The following is a 20,084-nucleotide window of genomic DNA, read 5'->3' as shown; positions in this document are numbered from 1 at the left end:
CGGGCTCCTGGAACGTCAGGAGGCCCGGGCCTCGTCGTACGCGTCCCGGGCGCGCCGCACGGCGTCGACCCGCCGCTCCGTCCACCGGGCGAGCGCCCACACCTGATCGGCCGCCTCCTCGCCCATCGCCGTGAGCGAGTAGTCGACGCGGGGCGGAATGACGGGGTGGGCGTGGCGGTGGACGAGACCGTCCCGCTCCAGGGTCTGGAGGGTCTGGGCGAGCATCTTCTCGCTGACGCCGCCGATGGCCCGGCGCAGTTCGCTGAACCGGTGGGTGCGGTCGCGCAGGGCGGCGAGGACGAGCACGCCCCAGCGGCTGGTGACGTGTTCGAGGATCAGCCGCGAGGGGCACAGCGCGTTGTTGACGTCGGCGGCCGCCGCCTGTGCGCGGGCCTGCTCCGGGGCGGGGAGGCGGGTCTGCGCTTTTCCTGGACTTACGCTCATGCCAGTACCTTACTTCAAAGTGGGTACTTTCCAAAGGTTAGCGCTATCCGTAGGTTGGCGGTTCCCCCTACCGAACGGAGCACCCCCCATGAGCCTCGCCGTCACCGGATCCACCGGCCGCCTCGGCCGCCTCGTCGTGGACGCCCTGCTGGCCGACGGCGTCCCCGCCCCCTCGATCGCGGCCGTCGTGCGCGACAAGGCGAAGGCGGCGGACCTGGCGGAGCTCGGCGTCGAACTGCGCGTCGCCGACTACGACCGCCCCGAGACCCTGGCCGACGCGTTCGAGGCGGGCGACCGCGTCCTGCTGGTGTCCGGCAGCGAGGTCGGCCGGCGCGTGCCCCAGCACGCCGCCGTGATCAGCGCGGCGAAGGCGGCGGGCGTCGCGCAGCTCGCGTACACCGGCGTCCTGGGCGGGCCCGACGCCGACTTCGACCTGGCCGCCGAGCACCGGGCCACCGAGCGGATCCTCCTCGACTCGGGCCTGCCGTACACACTGCTGCGCAACGGCTGGTACACCGAGAACTACACGGAGAACCTGGCCCCGGTCCTCGCGCACGGAGCCGTCGTCGCCAGCGCGGGCGAGGGCAGGGTCGCCTCCGCCGCCCGCGCCGACTACGCGGCCGCTGCCGCCGCCGTCCTCACCCAGGACGGCCACCTCGGCAAGGCGTACGAGCTGAGCGGCGACACCGCGTGGTCCTTCGCCCAGTACGCGGCGGAGGTCGCCCGGCAGTCCGGCCGGGACATCACGTACTCCGATGTGCCCGCCGAGGCCCACCTGGCCGTTCTCACCGGCGCGGGTGTGCCGGAGCCGATCGCCGCGATCCTCGTCGACGCCGACGCGGCGATCGGGCGCGGCCGGCTGGCCGCCACGAGCGGGGACCTGGCCCGCCTGACCGGCCGCCCGACCACCCCGCTCGCGGAAACGGTGGCGGAGGCGCTGCGCGGCCTGTGACCCGCGCGTCATGACCGTATCGCGGTACGGACATGACAGCCTGCTCCGTGCGGCGCTACCTTCTTCGGGGCAGGCGGCCCTGTTCCACGACTGGCGCGGAGGCGGGGCCGGCGCAGGCACAGCGTGGAAGGACGGCGGCCGATGGCGGCGAAGAGCGGCGGAGAGCAGCGGGCGGGACTCCTCTACGGCTTCGGCGCGTACGGGATGTGGGGGCTGGTCCCCCTCTTCTGGCCGCTCCTCAAGCCCGCGGGGGCGATGGAGATCCTGGCCCACCGGATGGTCTGGTCCCTCGCCGTCGTGGGCGTCGTGCTGGTGGCGGTGCGCCGGTGGGCCTGGATCGGTGAGCTGGTCCGCCAGCCCCGCAGGCTCGGGCTCATAGCCGTCGCCGCGAGCGTCATCACCGTCAACTGGGGGCTCTACATCTGGGCCGTCAACAACGGCCAGGTCGTCGAGTCGTCGCTCGGCTACTTCATCAACCCGCTGGTCACCATCGCCATGGGCGTCCTGCTGCTGAAGGAACGGCTGCGGCCGGCGCAGTGGGCGGCGGTCGGCGTCGGCTTCGCCGCGGTGCTCGTGCTGGCCGTCGGGTACGGACGGCCGCCCTGGATCTCGCTGGTCCTGGCGTTCTCGTTCGCGACGTACGGGCTGGTGAAGAAGAAGGTCAATCTCGGGGGCGTGGAGTCGCTCGCCGCCGAGACCGCGATCCAGTTCCTGCCCGCGCTGGGCTACCTGCTGTGGATCGGGTCCCACGGGGGCGCGACCTTCGGCTCGCAGGGGCCGGGCCATGCGGCGCTGCTCGCCGCGACCGGCATCGTGACCGCCGCGCCGCTGGTGTGCTTCGGGGCGGCGGCGATACGGGTGCCGCTGTCGACGCTGGGGCTGCTGCAGTACCTGGCGCCCGTCTTCCAGTTCGGGCTCGGCGTCGTGTACTTCCACGAGGCGATGCCGGCGGAGCGGTGGGCCGGCTTCTCGCTGGTCTGGGCGGCCCTGGCCCTGCTGACCTGGGACGCGCTGCGGTCGGCCCGACGCGGACGCACGGAGGCGATCCGCCTCGCCGCGCTCGCGGCGGGGGGTGGGGCGGGGGGCCCGTCCGGGGGCCCGGGCGACGCTGCCACCGGTGGCCCGGGCCACTCGGGTGATGCGTCCGACGCCGGTGGACCGGGTGGCTCCACAGCGGGCAGGGCGGTCGAGGCCACGACCGACGAGGGGACTTCGCCCGCCGATTCCGCCACGGCGACGAAGAGCGCGCCTTAGACGCGCGCGCCCTGCCGCGAGCGTCAGCGGTCAGCCGTCGAGTCCGTGCTCCAGGCGTACGATCCCCTACGCGGGCAGCAGCACCGCCCCGGCGGCGGTGGCCGCCCCGGCCAGGTCGAAGGCACCGCTCCGGCGGTCCGGCCGAGCGAGAAGCCGCCCGCGGCCGTGCCGGCGAAGACGAACAGGGCCTTGTTGCGCTGGGGGCCCTCCTCGTACGAGGCGGTGATGATCGACATCGCGGCCGGCGTCATGAAGGCCGCCGCCACACCCGTCACGAAGCGGGCGGTGATCAGCATCCAGCCCTCGGTCGCGAACCCGCCGAGCATCGAGAAGCCGAGGAAGACGGTGAGCCAGGTCAGGAACATGCGCCGTCTGCCGAGGAGGTCGGCCGCGCGGCCGCCGAGCAGGGTGAAGCCGGCGTATCCGAGGACGTACGCGCTCATCACCCAGGCCGCCGTGCCGGTCGGCAGCTCCAGGTCGGATCTGATGGACGGCACGGCCGCCGAGAGCACGGCCACGTCGATGCCTTCGAGGAAGATGGTGCCGCAGAGTACGAGCAGGAGTGCGCAGGCGCGTCGGGTCATGGGATCGCCTCACGCTGCGTCGGTTATCGGGATGCCGGTCGGTTCTCTCTAGTAACCATTGGCATCCTGAGGCAGCATCAGGCCGCATGGAAGAAGGCTCTTTGAAGTCACCGAGTAACTGCGAAGTCACCGACTCCCAGGGGGGCGGCGACACCGACCCCTTCCAGTGGGACACCCGCGAGGACTGCGAGGTCCGCCAGATCCTCGACCGCGTCGCGGACAAGTGGTCGCTGCTCGTCATCGCGCTGCTGGACCGCCACGTACTGCGCTTCACCGAACTGCGGCGCAGGATCGACGGGATCAGCCAGCGCATGCTGACGGTGACGCTGCGTCAGCTGGAGCGGGACGGACTCGTCAAGCGCACGGTGCATCCGGTGGTGCCGCCGCGCGTGGAGTACGAACTCACCCCGCTCGGAGCGACGTTGCACACCACGATCCGGTCCCTGGTGACCTGGACCGAGGAGCACCAGAACGAGATCGCGGCGGCCCGCGCCGACTACGACGCCCGCGCGGCGGGGGAAGAGGGGCAGACCCCGGGCGCTCCCGCCGCCGTGGCGGCCTCCGCACGGTGAGACCCGCCGCGGCCGCTCCCCGGTGAGTCCCTCCGGCGCCCGGCCCGTCCCCCGCGCGTCAGCCCTCCGCCCCCTCGGCGCGGGCCTGGCGGGCCCGGTGGGCGCGGGCCTTGCTGCGGTTGCCGCAGCGCTCCATCGCGCACCAGCGCCGGCGGCCGGGGCGCGAGGTGTCGACGAACAGCAGGTAGCAGTCGTGCGAGCCGCACTCGCGGACGCGGTGGGCGTACGGTCCGGTGAACAGGTCGATCGCGTCGCGGGCCACCGTCGACAGCAACTGGCCCCCGGTGGCGCCCGGCGCCCACGCGCGCACGGCCCCCACGCCCGCGGCCAGCTCGACCCGGGGGGCCAGCGGCTCCCGCGCGGCCCGCTCGTTGACCACGTCGAGGTCGGAGGCGGCCAGGGCGCGGCCGTGGGCCCGGTCCCCCGCGAGCCGGTGGAGCGCGTCGCGCAGGGCGCGCGCGTCCGACAGTTCGCCCGCGCTCACCGTCAGGTCGAGGCCGCCCGGCAGCCGGCTGCTCTTCGCCCACCGCACCAGATCGGCCGGCTCGTGCAGCACCTCGTACCGGGCGAGCAGGCCGGGGCCGCCGGTCGGCAGGAGCTCGAGGCACAGGGCGCCCGGGTCGAAGAGGTACGGGCGCCCTTCGGGCGTACGCAGGGTGAGTCCGGGCGAGTCTGTTGCGGGCGCGATCACGTAACCACTATAACTGGTTAGCATGACACTGCACTGGAAGCTCGTAGTCGACGCCGCCGACCCGCACGCGCAGGCCGATTTCTGGGCCGCCACCCTCGGTTACGAGGTGGAGGACAACAGCGGGCTCATCGAGCGCCTCATCGACCTCGGCGCCGTACCGCCGGCGGCCGCGGTGGAGTCGCACGGCCGCCGCGCTTGGCGTGATCTGATCGCCGTCCGGCATCCGGACGACCCGCACGAGGAGGACAGCGGGATGGGGCTCGGCCGCCGGATCCTCTTCCAGCGCGTACCGGAGCCGAAGACGGTCAAGAACCGGCTCCACATCGACGTGCACGCTGAGCCCGGCACCCGCGACGCCGAGGTCGCCCGCCTGGAGGCGCTGGGCGCGTCCGCCGTCCGGCACGTGCGGGAACCCGGCGGGGAATGGGTCGTCATGACCGACCCCGAGGGCAACGAGTTCTGCGTCCAGTGACGCGCCCCGCCCGGGGCCGTCCGGGCCTCGCGCGCCGTCCGGCATCCGAACACCGGTGACCGGTTTCCGCTCTTGACGCAGAGTCAAGCTCTCACTGAACATTCAGCACGCACAGCGCACGCACAGCCAGGCACAGCCCTGAGCACCACCAGCTCCAACGCCCCGCGCCGCCACCCGCGTCACGGGGCGTCCCGCACGTTCCGTCTGTCCCCGTACGGAATCCCGGAGCCCCCACATGAGTCCCTCCAGCGCCTCCCGCCTCTCCACTTCCAGACGCACCGCGGCCGCCGTCGCCCTCGCCCTCACCGGCCTGGTCGCCGCCACCGCGCCCACCGCGTCCGCCGCCCCGGCCGCCCCCGCGGCCGCGCTCGCGGCCCCCGACATACCCCTCGCCAACGTCAAGGCGCACCTGACCCAGCTCCAGTCGATAGCCACCGCCAACGGCGGCAACCGCGCCCACGGCCGCCCCGGTTACAAGGCGTCCCTCGACTACCTCAAGGCCAAGCTGGACGCCGCCGGATTCACCACCTCCGTCACGACGTTCACCTCCAGCGGCGCGACCGGCTACAACCTCATAGCCGACTGGCCGGGCGGCGACCCGAACCAGATCCTGATGGCCGGCGCGCATCTCGACTCGGTCTCCTCGGGCGCCGGCATCAACGACAACGGATCCGGCTCCGCCGCCGTCCTGGAGACCGCGCTCGCCGTCTCCCGCGCCCAGCTCAAGCCGACGAAACACCTGCGCTTCGGCTGGTGGGGCGCGGAGGAGCTGGGCCTCGTCGGCTCCAAGGCGTACGTCAACAGCCTGCCGGCCGCCGAGCGTTCGAAGTTCTCCGGCTATCTCAACTTCGACATGATCGGCTCGCCGAACCCCGGCTACTTCGTCTACGACGACGACCCGGCCATCGAGAAGACCTTCAAGGACTACTACGCGGGCATCGGCGTCCCGACCGAGATCGAGACCGAGGGCGACGGCCGCTCCGACCACGCGAGCTTCAAGAACGTCGGCATACCGGTCGGCGGCCTCTTCACCGGCGCGAGCCGCACGAAGACCAGCGCCCAGGCGCAGAAGTGGGGCGGGACGGCGGGCACCGCCTTCGACCGCTGTTACCACTCGTCCTGCGACACCACGGCGAACATCAACGACACCGCCCTGGACCGCAACAGCGACGCGATCGCCCACGCCGTCTGGACGCTGGGCAGCGGGCCGGTCGTCCCGCCCGGTGACACGTACGAGAACACCGCCGACGTCGCCGTCCCGGACAACGGCGCGGCCGTCACGTCGTCCGTCACCGTCGCCGGCCGTACGGGCAACGCCCCGGCGGCGCTCAGGGTGGGCGTGGACATCAAGCACACCTGGCGCGGTGATCTGGTCGTAGACCTCGTGGCGCCCGACGGGACGGCGTACCGGCTGAAGAACTCCAGCAGCAGCGACTCGGCGGACAACGTGATCGCCACCTACACGGTGGACGCGTCGAGCGAGGTCGCCAACGGCGCCTGGAAGCTCAGGGTCCAGGACATCGCCGCGCAGGACACCGGCTACATCGACAGCTGGAAGCTCACCTTCTGATCCTGTCGCGCTCGCGCACGGCCCGGCCCCGGCGGGGGCCGGGCCGCTTCACGCCGTGATGTCCTTGGTCGTGAAGCGCGCCCAGGCGGCGGAGCCGAACACGGCGGCGTACAGCGCCTGGAGCCCGAGGTTGTCCAGCACCTCGTCCCAGTACACCGGCTCGCGCAGCAGATCCGCGAAGGACAGCCAGTGGTGCGGGAAGAGGTACGGGTGGATCGCCTCCAGCTGCGGGATCGTGTCCAGGATCTGCACCGTGATCAGCAGCCCGACCGTCGTCGCCATCGCCGCGACGCCGCTGTTGGTGAGGGTCGAGACGAACAGGCCGATCGCCGCGAGCCCGGTCAGCGAGGCCGCCACCAGCGCCGCGATCAGCACGGCCCGCAGCAGGCCCTCGCCGAGGCCGATCCGCGTACCGGAGATCGTCGTGACATCGCCCAGCGGGAAGAGCAGGGCCCCGGTGGCCAGCGCCGACACGGCGACGACCAGGGTCGCGACCAGGCAGAAGACCAGCGTGGCCGCGTACTTCGCGAGCAGCAGCCGGCTGCGCCCGGCCGGGGCGACCAGCAGATAGCGCAGCGTGCCCGCGTTCGCCTCGCCCGCCACCGCGTCGCCCGCGACGACGCCCACGGCCATCGGCAGGAAGACCGGCAGGGTCGCGGCGAGCGCCGCGAACACCAGGAAGAGACCGTTGTTGGTGATCTGGGCGAGGAAGGCGGGGCCGCCCCCCTCTCCACCGCCCCCGCCGCCGGCCGGCGAACCGCCGCTCGTCTCGATCTTCACCGCGATGCCGATGAGCACGGGCACGGCGGCCAGCACCGCCAGCAGCGCCGCCGTCCGCCAGCGCCGGAAGGTGATCGTCAGCTCGGACCGGAAGAGTCCGAGGGTCCACAGCGGGCCGCGAGCGCGCGGAGCGTCCTGCGGCCGGGCCGTCGTCTCAGCCCGCGACATCGAAGCCCTCCCCGGTCAGCGCCACGAAGGCGTCCTCCAGCGAGGCGCGTTCGACGCCGAACGACCTCACGCGTACATCGGCGCGCACGAGCGCCGCGTTGAGGTCCGCCGGGTCCACGTCCCCCGGCGGCAGCTCCCCGCTCACCCGCTCCTGCGCGACCGTCAGGTCGGTGACCCCGCGTTCCTCGAGCACCCGCGCCGCCCGCGCCGGGTCCGGTGTGGTGACGGCGAGCCGCCCGCGCGCACCGGCCGCCAGCTCGGCGACCGTGCCCTGGACGACGAGCCGGCCCCGGGCCATCACCGCCGCGTGGGTGCACACCTGCTCGATCTCGTCGAGCAGATGCGAGGAGAGGAAGACCGTCGTGCCGTCGGCGGCCAGCTCCCGCACCAGCGAGCGGATCTCGCGCATGCCCTGCGGGTCGAGGCCGTTCGTCGGCTCGTCCAGCACGAGCAGCCTGCGCGGCTGGAGCAGCGCGGCCGCGAGCCCGAGCCGCTGCTTCATGCCCAGCGAGTACGCCTTGGCCTTCTTGGTCCCCGCCGCCGTCAGGCCGACCCGGTCGAGCGCCGCCGCGACCCGCGCCCGGCGGGTGCGCGGGTCCGCCGTCGGGTCGGCCGAGTCGTACCGGACGAGGTTGTCGCGCCCCGACAGGAACCCGTACAGCGCCGGCCCCTCGATGAGCGCGCCCACCTGGGGCAGGACGCCCCGGGCGGCGCGGGGGACGGGGCGGCCGAGCAGTGCCGCCGTACCGGAGGTCGGTTCGATCAGCCCCATCAGCATGCGGATGGTGGTGGTCTTGCCCGAGCCGTTGGGCCCGAGGAAGCCGAAGACGCTGCCGGCGGGCACGCTGAGGTCGAGCCCGTCGACGGCGAGCTGCCCGCCGCGGAAACGCTTCGTGAGCCCCCGCGTGTCGATCACGGTCTCACTGTCCACGGCGGGCGACTCCTCCGTCCCGGTTCCCCGGCGCTCGCGCCTACTTGGCCGCGTTCGCGGCCCGGACCAGCACGTCCTGGGTGACCGCGCCGACGTACACCTTGCCGTCGTCCGTCATCAGGGCGTTGACGAGACGGGTCTTGAAGACCGTGCCCGAGCCGAACTCGCCGGACACCTTGTCGCCCAGCGCGTCCAGGAACTCCTCGGCCTCCGGCGGCACCTCGTCCTTCCCGGGGGCCTTGAAGTCCTTCTCGCCGCCGGGCGAGGAGATCTCGGCCACCGTGGTCCAGCCCTCGCCGATGACGTTGAGGCCCTCGAAGTCCTTCAGGTCCCCCCCGGCCTCGAGGTCCTTCTCGACGTCCTTCCCGAAGTCCCGGCCCTCCTCGTCGGCCTCGGTCACCTTCGCGCCCTTGGGCGGGCTGAAGTCGAAGGTGTCCGCGGCCGGCTTCGCGAAGTCGACCTTGGTGAAGCCCGCGTCGATCGCGGCCTTGCCGCCGCCGCTCGGCTGGAGCGTGAACTTGAGCGGCACGCCGTTCTCGGCGTCGACCGCGATCCGGACGGCCCCGATCGTCGAACCGGACTGCTTGGGCTTGATCAGGAGCTGGTACGCGTCCCGGCCGGCGACCTGCGCCGTGCCGTCGACCGTCACCGACGTGGTCTTGTCCGCGGCCTTCAGCGCTTCCTCGGCCAGACCCTTAGGGGTCGTCGGCACGCCCTCGGGGAGCTTCTCGTGCTGGCCGGAGCCGTCCGGGCCCTTGCCCCGGTCCTTCGCGTCGGCGGGCGCCTCGGCGTGGAACGCCTCGTTCGAGGCACTGTCGTACGCCCAGACCTCACCGGCGTTGTGGATCAGGCTGTACTCCGCGGCGTCGTCCAGGATCGACACCCGCTGCTTGTCCGGGCCGTCGGCCGCCACGCGCAGCGTGTGCGTGCCGGAGGCGAGTTCCATGAGCTTGGCCTGCGGGTCGGCCGACGAGCCCTCGCCGCCGGTCTCGCCCTTGGGCGCCAGGCTGCCCGCGATACCGCCGAGCGACGGGATGCCCAGGTCGGTGTGGATCTTCACGGTGCCGGAGAGCCGCTGTGTGTCCGAAGCCGCGATCTTCTCGATCAGCTGCTGAGCGGTGATCTCCGGCAGGTCGGGGTCGCCGGAATCGGCGAGGGCCGGTACGAGCCCGAAGGTCGCCGCCGCCACCCCCGCCACCGCGACCGGGACGATGTAGCGCGCGGCCTTGCGGCGTCCCGCGGCGAAGTCCCTGTCCTCGGTGGTCTGTGCGCTGTCGTTCGGTGCCATGTGTGCCCTACCTCCGTGGTTGGCGGCCGTCGTCCAGTTGCACTCGTCCACCCCGCGCCGCCATTCTCACCCGAATCGGTGGTGAGTGGTGCTTCTCATCTGACCAAAACACCGGCGCGGAAGCGTCAGACCCCGGGATCAACTCATGTACTGCTCGGGGATGACATGCGGCGTCGGCGCCTCCCCCGTCAGAGAGCGCAGACGCCGGTTGCCCCTTGCATCCGGTTCGCGCTCAGCGCGGTACGAACACGTAGTCCGCCTGGTAGGGAACGGCCGCCCGCGTGCCCGTCTCGCAGTCGCCGGCCGGCGCCGTGCCGCCCACCGTGTTCAGCCGCAGGATCCGGGTGGTCCGCGCGAGCAGGCCGTGCTTCGCGCCGGACCGCTCGGCCCGCAGGACGAGTTCCGGGATGTTGCCGTCGCCGTTGGGGCTCCTGCTGACCACCGAGCCCGTGACCGCGCTGCCGTCGGGCGCGATCCACTGCGGCGTACCGGAGTTCGGCCGTACGAAGGAGTGGGCGATGCCGCCGTCGAGTACGGCCCGTACGTCACGCTGCTGGAACGCGCGCCCGCCGTCCGTCCCCTTCTCGCATCCGTAGATCTGCTCACCCTCGAGCACCGGGGCCACGACACCGCGAAGTGCGCGGCCGGGGTCGAACCCGCCGGCGACCTCGTGGAACTGGCCGCGCACCGCGCCGCCCGGGAACGCGGCGGTGTGCAGGTTGGCGTAGAAAGCCGTCGGGGCGGCCTTGAACGCCGTGAGCACCGCCGTGTCCGCGACCTCGACCGCACCGGTCGCGGTCCGCCACTCGCCCATGCGCGCGCCCTCGCGGAGCCGCGCGGTGAAGTCGATCTCCATGGCGCCGTTGGCGTTCCTGGCGCCCCGGTGAACGTGCAGAGCGGTGGGCCTGCCGGTACCGCGCCACTTCACGGCGAAGGACACCGTGCCGCCCTTGACCGTGACGAACTCCAGCGCGACGCCGTCCTTGTCACCGGCGGCGGGGCCGCCGGGGACCGGCACCTCGTTGGCGCCGTTCAGGGCGGCCACGAAGTACGACGTGCCGCTCTCCGCACCGCCCCGCGCGGACGGATCCGCGCCGTCGGCGGCGGCCGGGACCGCGGCGAGCGCGAGGCTCGCCGCCGCCGCGACCGCGGTGGTGATGATGAGGACGCTTCTACGACCGCCGGCTTGCGCCGTACCCGTTCCGCTCACGACCGGACATCTCCCCGTGTCAGTGCCGTCGCCCCTGCGCCGGCTTCCGCACATGAATACGGAGAGGGCCCGGCCGCGCACTCAACGCGACGGAGTGACGGGGGTCACACCGGCCGCGCTAGCCCGCGCGGTGCACCACGGCGTCGCACAGCTCCTCCAGAGCCGCCTTCGCGTAGCACTCGGGAAGCGGCGCGAGCGAGGCCCTTGCGTCCTCGGCGTACTGAATGGTGTCGCGCCGCGCCTGCTCCAGCGCCGGGTGGGCGCGCAGCCGCCGCAGCACCTCGGCGAGCCGGGCGTCGTCCGTGAGGTCGCCGTCCAGCAGCTCGCAGAGCTCCACGTCCTCGGGGCGCCCGTGCTCGGCCGCCTGCGCGCGCAGCAGCAGGACCGGCAGCGTGGGAATCCCTTCCCGCAGGTCCGTGCCGGGCGTCTTGCCGGACTCGTGGCTGTCGCTGGCGATGTCGAGTACGTCGTCGGCCAGCTGGAAGGCGGTGCCGAGGCGCTCGCCGTACTGGGTGAGGATGTCGACGACGCGCTCGTCGGCGCCGGCCATTATGGCGCCGAAGCGTCCGGAGACGGCGATCAGCGAACCCGTCTTGCCCGCGATGACGTCCAGGTAGTGCCCGACGGGGTCCTGGCCCTCGCGCGGTCCGGCCGTCTCCAGGATCTGGCCGGTGACCAGACGCTCGAACGCGTCCGCCTGGATCCGCACGGCTTCGGGGCCGAGGTCCGCCAGAATGCGCGACGCGCGCGCGAAGAGGAAGTCGCCGGTCAGGACCGCGACCGAGTTGCCCCAGCGGGCGTTGGCGCTGGGGACCCCGCGGCGTACGTCCGCCTCGTCCATCACGTCGTCGTGGTACAGCGTCGCCAGATGCGTCAGCTCGACGACGACGGCGGAGGGCACGATGCCCGGCGCGTGTGGGTCACCGAACTGCGCGGCCAGCATGACCAGCAGCGGCCGGAACCGCTTGCCCCCGGCCCGGACCAGGTGCTGGGCGGCCTCCGTGATGAAGGGAACCTCGCTCTTGGTAGCGTCGAGCAGCCCTTCCTCGACAGCTGCCAATCCGGTCTGGACATCGGTCTCAAGAGCCTGGTCCCGCACGCTCAGTCCGAACGGCCCGACGACGGTCACGAGGGTCACTCCTGTCTGCTGACGATCACACGGATTGTCGATGTGTCGCTGTCTTCACTCAAGTCAGCCTATCCGGTCGCCTTTCGATCACAGTGAGCGCCTTCCCGTCGCCCGGAGCACAGCCCGATGGGAACCGGTATGTCGCCTCTCGCCTGTTACGCACAGGAGTGGGCGCATTACTGCGCGCCCGTGTCCGCGCTCGTCGCGCGCCCACGGCGGAGCCGCCGGGCCGGGCGTCCGGAGCCCGCCGCTGATCTTTCTCCCACCCCAACCCCGGCCAGGGCCGTACGGACACGCCCTCAGGCCCACCGGGCCGACCGGCGGGGGACAGGGCGGCGGGCCGGAGAGGGGCCGCCAGGGCCCGCGGCAGCCGCGCCAGGCCGGTCAGCCCGGTCGCCACGGCCACCGCCCGCCCCTGACTGCTCTGCCCCCGCGCCCGCACCGGTCCTCGCCGCCGCCTCCGGTCTCGGCCGCGGCCCCGGTGCCGCCCCCCCCCCTGCCTGCCCGTGTCCCCAAAGGGCGCTAAGCCGGAATTCCCCACTCCAGCAAGGCTTTTTCGGACATCACGCACTCTTTAGGCACTGCCGTCCCAGGCGACTCCCACGTAACGTGTTGTCCTCCACGACCTGGAAAGCGAGGCAGCACCAATGCCCGAGCACAGCCCGCTCGACCTGGCCGAAGGCGACCTCTTCGGCCCGCACAACCTTCCCTACGGCGTCTTCTCCACCGCGGACGAGCCCGAGCGCCGCCGGGTCGGTGTGCGTATCGGCGGCCATGTGCTGGACGCGGGGGCGGCGGCGCTCACCCTGGGCTCCCCGTACGCCGCGCTGCTCGCCCAGCCGACGCTCAACCCGCTGCTCGCCGCCGGACGCACCGCATGGCGCGACGTGCGCCGGGCGCTCACCGCCTGGGTCACGAGCCCGGCGCACCGGGCCGACATCGAGCCGCTGCTGCACCCCGTCACCGAGGTCACGCTGCACCTCCCGTACGAGGTAGCCGACTACGTCGACTTCTACGCGAGCGAGCACCACGCCACGAACGTCGGCAGGATCTTCCGCCCCGACGGCGACGCGCTGACCCCCAACTGGAAGCACCTGCCGATCGGTTACCACGGCCGGTCCGGCACGGTCGTCGTGTCCGGTACGGACGTAGTGCGCCCCAGCGGCCAGCGCAAGGCGCCGACGGATCCGGCGCCGGTGTTCGGCCCCTCGGTCAAGCTGGACATCGAGGCGGAGGTCGGCTTCGTGGTCGGCACCCCGTCCACGCAGGGCACGCCGGTCCCGCTCGCGGACTTCCGGGAGCACGTCTTCGGCCTGTTCCTCCTCAACGACTGGTCGGCGCGGGACATCCAGGCGTGGGAGTACGTGCCGCTCGGCCCGTTCCTGGGCAAGTCCTTCGCCACCTCCGTCTCGGCCTGGGTGACCCCGCTCGAAGCACTGGAAGCGGCCCACGTGGCGCCGCCGGCCCGCGACTTCCCGCTCCTCCCCTACCTGGACGACGCCGACGAGGAGGAGCCGGGCGGTTACGACGTCCGCATCGAGGTGAAGATCAACGGCGAGGTGGTCTCCGCTCCCCCCTTCTTCACCATGTACTGGACGGCGGCGCAGCAGCTCGCCCAGATGACGGTGAACGGCGCGTCGCTGCGCACGGGTGACCTCTTCGGCTCCGGCACGGTCAGCGGTCCCGAGGTGAACCAGCGGGGCTCGCTCCTCGAACTCACCTGGAACGGCCGGGACCCGATCGAACTCGCCACGGGCAAGCGGACGTTCCTGGAGGACGGCGACGAGGTCACGATGACGGCCTGGGCCCCCGGCCCGCACGGCACGAGGGTCGGCCTGGGCGAGGTCACGGGGCGGATCGTTCCGGCATCGGAGTGACGGGGTGAGCGAGTCTCCCCCGTCCACACGAACGGGGGAGCCGCTTGCGAGCACCCGCCGTACGCTGGACGGACCCGCCAGACTCCGTCTCATGGGAGCACTGATGAGCGTCGTACCCGAGGACCCGGAGCCCACGTGGCCGGTCCCGCCCCCGGGCGGCTGGACCGCCGACGACCTGGACCGGCTTCCGAATCTGCCTCCGCACACGGAGCTGATCGACGGGAGCCTCGTCTTCGTGAGTCCACAGACCCTCTTTCATTCGCGGGCGGTCAGCTTCTTCGAGTGGCAACTGCAGTCCGTCGTCCCGCCCGAGCTGGAGGTGGTACGCGAATTCACCATCGACATCGACCGCTACAACCGGCCCGAGCCCGACGTGATCGTCGTGGACGGTGACGTCATCGAGGACCCGGAGCAGACCCGGTTCCCCGCCGGGTCGGTGCGGCTGGCGATCGAGGTCGTCTCCCCCGAGTCCATGTCGCGGGACCGTGAAACCAAGCCTGTGAAGTACGCGCGCGCCAGGATTCCCCACTTCTGGAGGGTCGAGAACAACGGCGGCCACGCCGTCGTCTACGTCTTCGAGCTGGAGCCGAGCACCAGGGCGTACACGAGCACCGGGATCTTCCACGACCGCATGAAGGTGTCGGTCCCGTTCGCCGTCGATCTCGACCTCAGCCTCATCACACCTCGCCGGAAGGCCGGCGGCCAGCAGTAGGACGGGCTTGGCCCTCCGGGCCCAGCTCCCACTGGCGCTCACTGCGACTCGGGCGGCTCCGTGTCCCACTCGGGCTCCGCGTCCCAGTCCCACTCCGCCGCCCCATCGTCCGCACCCGGTGACGCCGAGGCCACCGCCCCGACCAGGGCCACCGAGCCGACCGGGCCTGTCGGCGGCGCCACCGGAGCCGACTCCCCCGCTCCGCTCAGCGCGCCCAGTACCCCCAGCACGCCCTCCCCGTACGTGGCCAGCTTCTTCTCGCCGAGACCGGCGACGCCGCCCAGCTCGGCCACCGACCCCGGCCGCACCGTCGCGATCTCCCGCAGCGTCGCGTCGTGGAAGATCACGTACGCCGGTACGCCCAGCTCCCGCGCCTGCTCCGCCCGCCACGCGCGGAGCGCCTCGAAGACCGGCACGGCCTCCGCCGGCAGGTCCGCGTTGGCGGCGGCCGCCTTCGCCTTGCGCTCGCCCTTCGCGGCCCGGGCGGCCGGCACCGGCTTCGCCTCCTTGCGCAGCCGCACCTCCCGCTCCCGGCTCAGCACGGACCCGCTCGCGTCGGTCATCACCAGCGTGCCGTACTCACCCTCGACCGCCAGCAGCCCCTGCGCCAGCAACTGCCGCACGACACCCCGCCATTCGACCTCGGACAGCTCCTCGCCGATGCCGAACACCGACAGCTGGTCGTGGTCGAACTGGATCACCTTGGCGGTCCTGCGGCCCAGCAGGATGTCGATGATCTGACCCGCCCCGAACTTCTGCCTCCGCTCCCGCTGCAACCGCACCACCGTCGACAGCACCTTCTGCGCCGGCACGGTCCCGTCCCACGTCTCGGGCGGCGTCAGGCAGGTGTCGCAGTTGCCGCAGGAGGGCGCGGCCGGGTCCTGCCCGAAGTAGGCCAGGAGCTGCGCCCGCCGGCACTGCGCGGTCTCGCAGAGCGCCAGCATCGCGTCCAGGTGCGACGCCGCCCGCCGCCGGAACGCCTCGTCGCCCTCCCCGCCCTGGATCATCTTGCGCTGCTGCACCACGTCCTGGAGGCCGTACGCCATCCACGCCGTCGACGGCATCCCGTCACGCCCGGCGCGGCCCGTCTCCTGGTAGTAGCCCTCGACCGACTTGGGAAGGTCGAGGTGCGCGACGAACCGCACGTCCGGCTTGTCGATTCCCATCCCGAAGGCGATGGTCGCGACGACGACCAGGCCCTCCTCCCGCAGGAACCGCGACTGGTGCGCCGCGCGCGTCCCCCCGTCGAGCCCCGCGTGGTACGGCACCGCTTCGATGCCGTTGCGGCAGAGGAACTCCGCCGTCTTGTCGACGGAATTGCGCGAGAGGCAGTAGACGATGCCCGCGTCACCCGCGTGCTCCTCGCGCAGGAACGACAGCAGCTGCTTCTTCGGGTCCGACTTCCCCACGATCCGGTACTGGATGTTGGGACGGTCGAAGCTCGCCACGAAGTGCCGCGCCTCCGGCATCCCGAGCCGCTGCGTGATCTCCCGGTGCGTGGCGTCCGTCGCGGTCGCCGTCAGTGCGATCCGCGGTACGTCCGGCCAGCGCTGCCCCAGCACCGACAGGGTCAGGTAGTCCGGCCGGAAGTCGTGGCCCCACTGGGCCACACAGTGCGCCTCGTCGATGGCGAAGACGGAGATCTTGCCCCGGGACAGGAGGTCCAGCGTCGCGTCCAGCCGCAGCCGCTCCGGCGCCAGGTAGAGCAGGTCCAGCTCCCCGGCGAGGAACTCCGCCTCCATGGCGCGCCGCTCGCCGAAGTCCTGCGTGGAGTTGATGAACCCGGCCCGCACGCCGAGCGCCCGCAGCGCGTCGACCTGGTCCTGCATCAGTGCGATGAGGGGCGAGATCACGATGCCCGTACCGGGCCTCACCAGCGCCGGGATCTGGTAGCAGAGCGACTTTCCGCCGCCGGTCGGCATCAGCACGACGGCGTCGCCGCCGGCCACGACGTGCTCGATGACCGCGGCCTGCTCACCGCGGAACGCGTCGTACCCGAAGACGCGGTGCAGCGTCTCCAGGGCGTCGCTCCGCGTCACCTCACCGGCCTCGACCATGCCACCTGTCCCGTCCATCGCTCTGTCCCCCGTACGTACCGTGCCCGGCTCCCCACGATAGGGGCACCCACTGACACCACCGCCCAAAAGCGGCCGCCCGGCACCCCTGCGAGGAGGGGCGCCGGGCGGCGATCATGCCCGTACGGGCCGCGGCACGCGTCAGCGGACGAAGACTCCCGCCTGGCCGGCCAGGTCCAGGAAGTACTGCGGTGCGACACCGAGCACCAGCGTCACCGCGACGCCCACCCCGATCGCCGTCGTCGTCAGCGGCGACGGCACGGCGACCGTCGGTCCGTCCGCCTTCGGCTCGCTGAAGAACATCAGGACGATCACCCGGATGTAGAAGAACGCGGCGATCGCGGAGGAGATCACACCGACCACGACCAGCGCCCCGGCGCCGCCCTCGGCCGCCGCCTTGAACACCGCGAACTTGCCGGCGAAGCCGGACGTCAGCGGAATCCCGGCGAAGGCGAGCAGGAACACCGCGAAGACCGCGGCCACCAGCGGCGAGCGCCGCCCCAGCCCCGCCCACTTCGACAGGTGCGTCGCCTCGCCGCCCGCGTCCCGCACCAGCGTGACCACCGCGAACGCGCCGATCGTCACGAAGGAGTACGCCAGCAGGTAGAAGAGGACGGACGAGATGCCCTCGGGCCTGGTGGCGATCACACCGGCCAGGATGAACCCGGCGTGCGCGATCGACGAGTACGCCAGCAGCCGCTTGATGTCGGTCTGGGTGATCGCGACGATCGCGCCGCCCAGCATGGTGACGATGGCGACGGCCCACATCACCGGCCGCCAGTCCCACCGCAGGCCCGGCAGTACGACGTAGAGCAGCCGCAGCATGGCGCCGAAGGCGGCGACCTTGGTCGCGGCGGCCATGAACCCGGTGACCGGCGTCGGAGCGCCCTGGTAGACGTCCGGGGTCCACATGTGGAAGGGGACCGCGCCGACCTTGAAGAGCAGGCCCATGAGGATCATCGCGCCGCCGATCAGCAGCAGCGCGTCATTGCCCATGGTGTCCGCGAGCGCCGGGTCGATCTGCTTGACCGTCCCGTCGACCACGCTCGCGATGCGGGCGTACGACACCGAGCCCGCGTACCCGTACATCAGCGCGATGCCGAAGAGCAGGAACGCCGACGAGAAGGCGCCCAGCAGGAAGTACTTCACCGCGGCCTCCTGCGACATCAGCCGCTTGCGGCGGGCGACGGCGCAGAGCAGGTACAGCGGGAGGGAGAAGACCTCCAGCGCCACGAACAGCGTCAGCAGGTCGTTGGCCGCCGGGAACACGAGCATTCCGGCGACCGCGAACATCATCAGCGGGAACACCTCGGTGGTGGTGAACCCGGCCCTGACCGCCGCCTTCTCACTGTCGCTGCCCGGTACGGACGCGGCCTGCGCGGCGAACGAGTCGACGCGGTTGCCGTGCGCGTCCGGGTCGAGCCTGCGCTCGGCGAAGGTGAAGACGGCGACCAGGGACGCCAGCAGGATCGTGCCCTGCAGGAAGAGCGCCGGGCCGTCGACCGCGATGGCGCCCTCCGCCGCGATCTGCGCCTTCGTGGTGCCGTACCCGCCGGCCGCGAGCGCGACGATCGCCGCGAAGGCGGCGGCGACGGCCACGACCGACAGGAAGAGCTGCGTGTAGTACCGCGCCCTGCGCGGCACGAACGCCTCGACGAGTACGCCGAGAACGGCCGCGCCCACGACGATGAGCGTCGGCGACAGCTGGGCGTACTCGATGTGCGGGGCGGTGAAACCGCCCTCGGCGCCGGGCGCCGCGACCGTCGTCCACAGGCTGTGGACAGCTGATGCGCTCACTTGGCCGCCTCCGCCTCAATCTCGGGGGTGGGGTCCGTCTTCCGGACGTCGTTCATGGTGTGCTTCACGGCCGGGTTCACGATGTCCGTCAGCGGCTTGGGGAAGACGCCGAGGAGCAACAGCAGCGCGATCAGCGGGGCGACGACCACCAGCTCGCGGGCCTTGAGGTCGGGCATGGCCCGCACTTCGGCCCTGACCGGGCCGGTCATGGTCCGCTGGTACAGGACGAGCGTGTACAGCGCGGCGAGGACGATGCCGAGGGTGGCGACGATCCCGGCCGCCGGGTACGCCGCGAACGCGCCGACCAGGACCAGGAACTCGCTGACGAACGGTGCGAGCCCCGGCAGCGACAGCGTCGCCAGGCTGCCGACCAGGAACGTCCCGGCCAGCACCGGGGCGACCTTCTGCACCCCGCCGTAGTCCGCGATGAGCCGCGACCCGCGCCGCGTGATGAGGAAGCCGGCCACCAGCATCAGCGCGGCGGTCGAGATCCCGTGGTTGACCATGTAGAGCGTCGCGCCCGACTGGCCCTGGCTCGTCATCGCGAAGATGCCGAGCACGATGAAGCCGAAGTGCGAGATCGAGGCGTACGCGATCAGCCGCTTGATGTCGCGCTGGCCGACCGCCAGCAGGGCGCCGTAGATGATGCTGACGAGCGCCAGCACGATGATCACGGGCGTCGCCCACTTGCTGGCCTCCGGGAAGAGCTGGAGGCAGAAGCGCAGCATCGCGAAGGTGCCGACCTTGTCGACGACCGCCGTGATCAGCACGGCGACCGGGGCGGTCGCCTCACCCATGGCGTTGGGCAGCCAGGTGTGCAGCGGCCACAGCGGCGCCTTCACGGCGAACGCGAAGAAGAAGCCCAGGAACAGCAGCCGCTCCGTGTTCGTCGCCATCTCCAGCTCGCCGCTCGCGCGCGCCTCGGCGATCTCCGGGAGCGAGAAGCTTCCGGCGACCACGTAGAGACCTACGACGGCGGCCAGCATGATCAGCCCGCCGGCCAGGTTGTAGAGGAGGAACTTGACGGCGGCGTACGAACGCTGGGTGGCCGCCGCCCCGTCGGTGCCCGCGTGCGCCCGGTCCCCGAAGCCGCCGATGAGGAAGTACATCGGGATGAGCATGGCTTCGAAGAAGATGTAGAAGAGGAAGACGTCGGTGGCCTCGAAGGAGAGGACCACCATCGCCTCGACCATCAGGATCAGCGCGAAGAATCCCTGGGTCGGGCGCCAGCGCGAGCTCTTGGTCTCCAGGGGGTCGGCGTCGTGCCAGCCCGCCAGGATGATGAAGGGGATGAGCAGCGCCGTGAGCGCGATCAGCGCGACGGAGATGCCGTCCACGCCCAGCTCGTACCTGACTCCGAAGTCGGGGATCCAGGCGTGGGATTCGGTGAGCTGATAGCGGTCGCCGTCCGGCTCGAAGCGGACGACCACGAGGGCCGCCAGGACGAGCGTCGCCAGCGAGACGAGCAGCGCCAGCCACTTGGCGGCCGTGCGGCGCCCGGCGGGCACGGCGGCGGTCAGGACCGCGCCGACCGCCGGCAGCGCCGCCGTAACCGTCAGAAGGGGAAAGGACATCGTG

18 protein-coding genes are annotated in these 20,084 nt (G+C 72.0%); 7 read left to right on the top strand and 11 right to left on the bottom strand.

Going from position 1 to position 20,084, the window contains the following annotated elements:
- Positions 1 to 15: 15 nt before the first annotated feature.
- Positions 16 to 444: a winged helix-turn-helix transcriptional regulator gene (locus AC07FK_RS29040; protein ID WP_479107926.1), complete on the bottom strand. Its 429-nt coding sequence runs from the start codon at positions 442 to 444 to the stop codon at positions 16 to 18.
- 88 nt (positions 445 to 532) lie between these two features.
- Here AC07FK_RS29040 and AC07FK_RS29035 point away from each other — a divergent pair, with 88 nt between their 5' ends.
- Entirely contained in the window at positions 533 to 1,396 is an 864-nt protein-coding gene (locus tag AC07FK_RS29035) for an SDR family oxidoreductase (RefSeq protein ID WP_479107925.1), read from the top strand.
- Positions 1,397 to 1,537: 141 nt separating this feature from the next.
- Positions 1,538 to 2,650 (top strand): EamA family transporter RarD, encoded by a 1,113-nt coding sequence (rarD, locus tag AC07FK_RS29030; RefSeq protein ID WP_479107924.1) that lies wholly within the window; start codon positions 1,538 to 1,540, stop codon positions 2,648 to 2,650.
- Positions 2,651 to 2,673: 23 nt separating this feature from the next.
- Here rarD and AC07FK_RS29025 read toward each other — a convergent pair whose 3' ends face one another.
- Positions 2,674 to 3,234, bottom strand: coding sequence for an MFS transporter (locus AC07FK_RS29025; RefSeq protein WP_479107923.1), 561 nt, complete (start codon positions 3,232 to 3,234; stop codon positions 2,674 to 2,676).
- Positions 3,235 to 3,320: 86 nt separating this feature from the next.
- Between AC07FK_RS29025 and AC07FK_RS29020 the strand changes: the two genes are divergently transcribed.
- Positions 3,321 to 3,806, top strand: coding sequence for a winged helix-turn-helix transcriptional regulator (locus AC07FK_RS29020; protein ID WP_479107922.1), 486 nt, complete (start codon positions 3,321 to 3,323; stop codon positions 3,804 to 3,806).
- A 58-nt stretch (positions 3,807 to 3,864) separates the two neighbouring features.
- On the opposite strand, the gene AC07FK_RS29015 is transcribed toward AC07FK_RS29020, so the two are convergent.
- A complete protein-coding gene (locus AC07FK_RS29015) occupies positions 3,865 to 4,521 on the bottom strand; it encodes a CGNR zinc finger domain-containing protein (RefSeq protein ID WP_479107921.1) in 657 nt (218 codons plus the stop codon).
- On the opposite strand from AC07FK_RS29015, the gene AC07FK_RS29010 reads away from it, so the two are divergent.
- Positions 4,520 to 4,969 carry a VOC family protein gene (locus tag AC07FK_RS29010; protein WP_479107920.1) on the top strand — a complete coding sequence of 150 codons (450 nt, stop codon included), beginning with the start codon at positions 4,520 to 4,522 and terminating at the stop codon, positions 4,967 to 4,969. The genes AC07FK_RS29015 and AC07FK_RS29010 overlap by 2 nt on opposite strands.
- Before the next feature lie 235 nt (positions 4,970 to 5,204).
- Positions 5,205 to 6,539, top strand: coding sequence for a M28 family metallopeptidase (locus AC07FK_RS29005; RefSeq protein ID WP_479107919.1), 1,335 nt, complete (start codon positions 5,205 to 5,207; stop codon positions 6,537 to 6,539).
- 48 nt (positions 6,540 to 6,587) lie between these two features.
- Here the strand turns inward: AC07FK_RS29005 and AC07FK_RS29000 are convergent, their stop codons facing one another.
- The 5 genes from AC07FK_RS29000 to AC07FK_RS28980 form a co-directional block, all read right to left on the bottom strand.
- Complete coding sequence (locus tag AC07FK_RS29000) at positions 6,588 to 7,487, bottom strand: ABC transporter permease (protein ID WP_479107918.1); 900 nt, start codon at positions 7,485 to 7,487, stop codon at positions 6,588 to 6,590.
- A complete protein-coding gene (locus AC07FK_RS28995; RefSeq protein WP_479107917.1) occupies positions 7,474 to 8,418 on the bottom strand; it encodes an ABC transporter ATP-binding protein in 945 nt (314 codons plus the stop codon). The genes AC07FK_RS29000 and AC07FK_RS28995 overlap by 14 nt, the downstream gene beginning before the upstream one ends.
- Before the next feature lie 40 nt (positions 8,419 to 8,458).
- Positions 8,459 to 9,706, bottom strand: a complete 1,248-nt coding sequence (locus tag AC07FK_RS28990; protein ID WP_479107916.1) for a LolA family protein — start codon at positions 9,704 to 9,706, stop codon at positions 8,459 to 8,461.
- 232 nt (positions 9,707 to 9,938) lie between these two features.
- Entirely contained in the window at positions 9,939 to 10,916 is a 978-nt protein-coding gene (locus tag AC07FK_RS28985) for a CHRD domain-containing protein (protein WP_479107915.1), read from the bottom strand.
- A 118-nt stretch (positions 10,917 to 11,034) separates the two neighbouring features.
- Entirely contained in the window at positions 11,035 to 12,045 is a 1,011-nt protein-coding gene (locus AC07FK_RS28980; RefSeq protein WP_479107914.1) for a polyprenyl synthetase family protein, read from the bottom strand.
- A 647-nt stretch (positions 12,046 to 12,692) separates the two neighbouring features.
- Between AC07FK_RS28980 and fahA the strand changes: the two genes are divergently transcribed.
- Together fahA and AC07FK_RS28970 are read left to right on the top strand one after the other, a co-directional pair.
- Positions 12,693 to 13,922, top strand: coding sequence for a fumarylacetoacetase (gene fahA / locus AC07FK_RS28975; protein ID WP_479107913.1), 1,230 nt, complete (start codon positions 12,693 to 12,695; stop codon positions 13,920 to 13,922).
- A 103-nt stretch (positions 13,923 to 14,025) separates the two neighbouring features.
- Positions 14,026 to 14,634: a Uma2 family endonuclease gene (locus AC07FK_RS28970; protein ID WP_479107912.1), complete on the top strand. Its 609-nt coding sequence runs from the start codon at positions 14,026 to 14,028 to the stop codon at positions 14,632 to 14,634.
- A gap of 38 nt (positions 14,635 to 14,672) precedes the next feature.
- On the opposite strand, the gene recQ is transcribed toward AC07FK_RS28970, so the two are convergent.
- The 3 genes from recQ to AC07FK_RS28955 form a co-directional block, all read right to left on the bottom strand.
- Positions 14,673 to 16,709, bottom strand: a complete 2,037-nt coding sequence (gene recQ, locus AC07FK_RS28965; RefSeq protein WP_479107911.1) for a DNA helicase RecQ — start codon at positions 16,707 to 16,709, stop codon at positions 14,673 to 14,675.
- A 141-nt stretch (positions 16,710 to 16,850) separates the two neighbouring features.
- Complete coding sequence (nuoN, locus tag AC07FK_RS28960) at positions 16,851 to 18,506, bottom strand: NADH-quinone oxidoreductase subunit NuoN (protein WP_479107910.1); 1,656 nt, start codon at positions 18,504 to 18,506, stop codon at positions 16,851 to 16,853.
- Positions 18,503 to 20,080, bottom strand: a complete 1,578-nt coding sequence (locus tag AC07FK_RS28955; RefSeq protein ID WP_479107909.1) for an NADH-quinone oxidoreductase subunit M — start codon at positions 20,078 to 20,080, stop codon at positions 18,503 to 18,505. The genes nuoN and AC07FK_RS28955 overlap by 4 nt, the downstream gene beginning before the upstream one ends.
- Positions 20,081 to 20,084 lie beyond the last annotated feature (4 nt).

The organism is Streptomyces sp. NPDC046122 (assembly GCF_056429965.1).
This window is presented reverse-complemented; position numbering and strand designations above follow the sequence as displayed.

What these genes read in the sequence shown, in the direction of transcription:
- AC07FK_RS29010 (WP_479107920.1), top strand. Translation starts at nt 4,520, where the DNA reads ATGACACTGCACTGGAAGCTCGTAGTCGACGCCGCCGACCCGCACGCG.
- AC07FK_RS29035 (WP_479107925.1), top strand. Translation starts at nt 533, where the DNA reads ATGAGCCTCGCCGTCACCGGATCCACCGGCCGCCTCGGCCGCCTCGTC.
- AC07FK_RS28955 (WP_479107909.1), bottom strand. Translation starts at nt 20,080, where the DNA reads ATGTCCTTTCCCCTTCTGACGGTTACGGCGGCGCTGCCGGCGGTCGGC.
- AC07FK_RS29005 (WP_479107919.1), top strand. Translation starts at nt 5,205, where the DNA reads ATGAGTCCCTCCAGCGCCTCCCGCCTCTCCACTTCCAGACGCACCGCG.
- recQ (WP_479107911.1), bottom strand. Translation starts at nt 16,709, where the DNA reads ATGGACGGGACAGGTGGCATGGTCGAGGCCGGTGAGGTGACGCGGAGC.
- AC07FK_RS29015 (WP_479107921.1), bottom strand. Translation starts at nt 4,521, where the DNA reads ATGCTAACCAGTTATAGTGGTTACGTGATCGCGCCCGCAACAGACTCG.
- rarD (WP_479107924.1), top strand. Translation starts at nt 1,538, where the DNA reads ATGGCGGCGAAGAGCGGCGGAGAGCAGCGGGCGGGACTCCTCTACGGC.
- AC07FK_RS29020 (WP_479107922.1), top strand. Translation starts at nt 3,321, where the DNA reads ATGGAAGAAGGCTCTTTGAAGTCACCGAGTAACTGCGAAGTCACCGAC.
- AC07FK_RS28970 (WP_479107912.1), top strand. Translation starts at nt 14,026, where the DNA reads ATGAGCGTCGTACCCGAGGACCCGGAGCCCACGTGGCCGGTCCCGCCC.
- AC07FK_RS28990 (WP_479107916.1), bottom strand. Translation starts at nt 9,706, where the DNA reads ATGGCACCGAACGACAGCGCACAGACCACCGAGGACAGGGACTTCGCC.
- AC07FK_RS29000 (WP_479107918.1), bottom strand. Translation starts at nt 7,487, where the DNA reads ATGTCGCGGGCTGAGACGACGGCCCGGCCGCAGGACGCTCCGCGCGCT.
- AC07FK_RS29025 (WP_479107923.1), bottom strand. Translation starts at nt 3,234, where the DNA reads ATGACCCGACGCGCCTGCGCACTCCTGCTCGTACTCTGCGGCACCATC.
- fahA (WP_479107913.1), top strand. Translation starts at nt 12,693, where the DNA reads ATGCCCGAGCACAGCCCGCTCGACCTGGCCGAAGGCGACCTCTTCGGC.
- AC07FK_RS29040 (WP_479107926.1), bottom strand. Translation starts at nt 444, where the DNA reads ATGAGCGTAAGTCCAGGAAAAGCGCAGACCCGCCTCCCCGCCCCGGAG.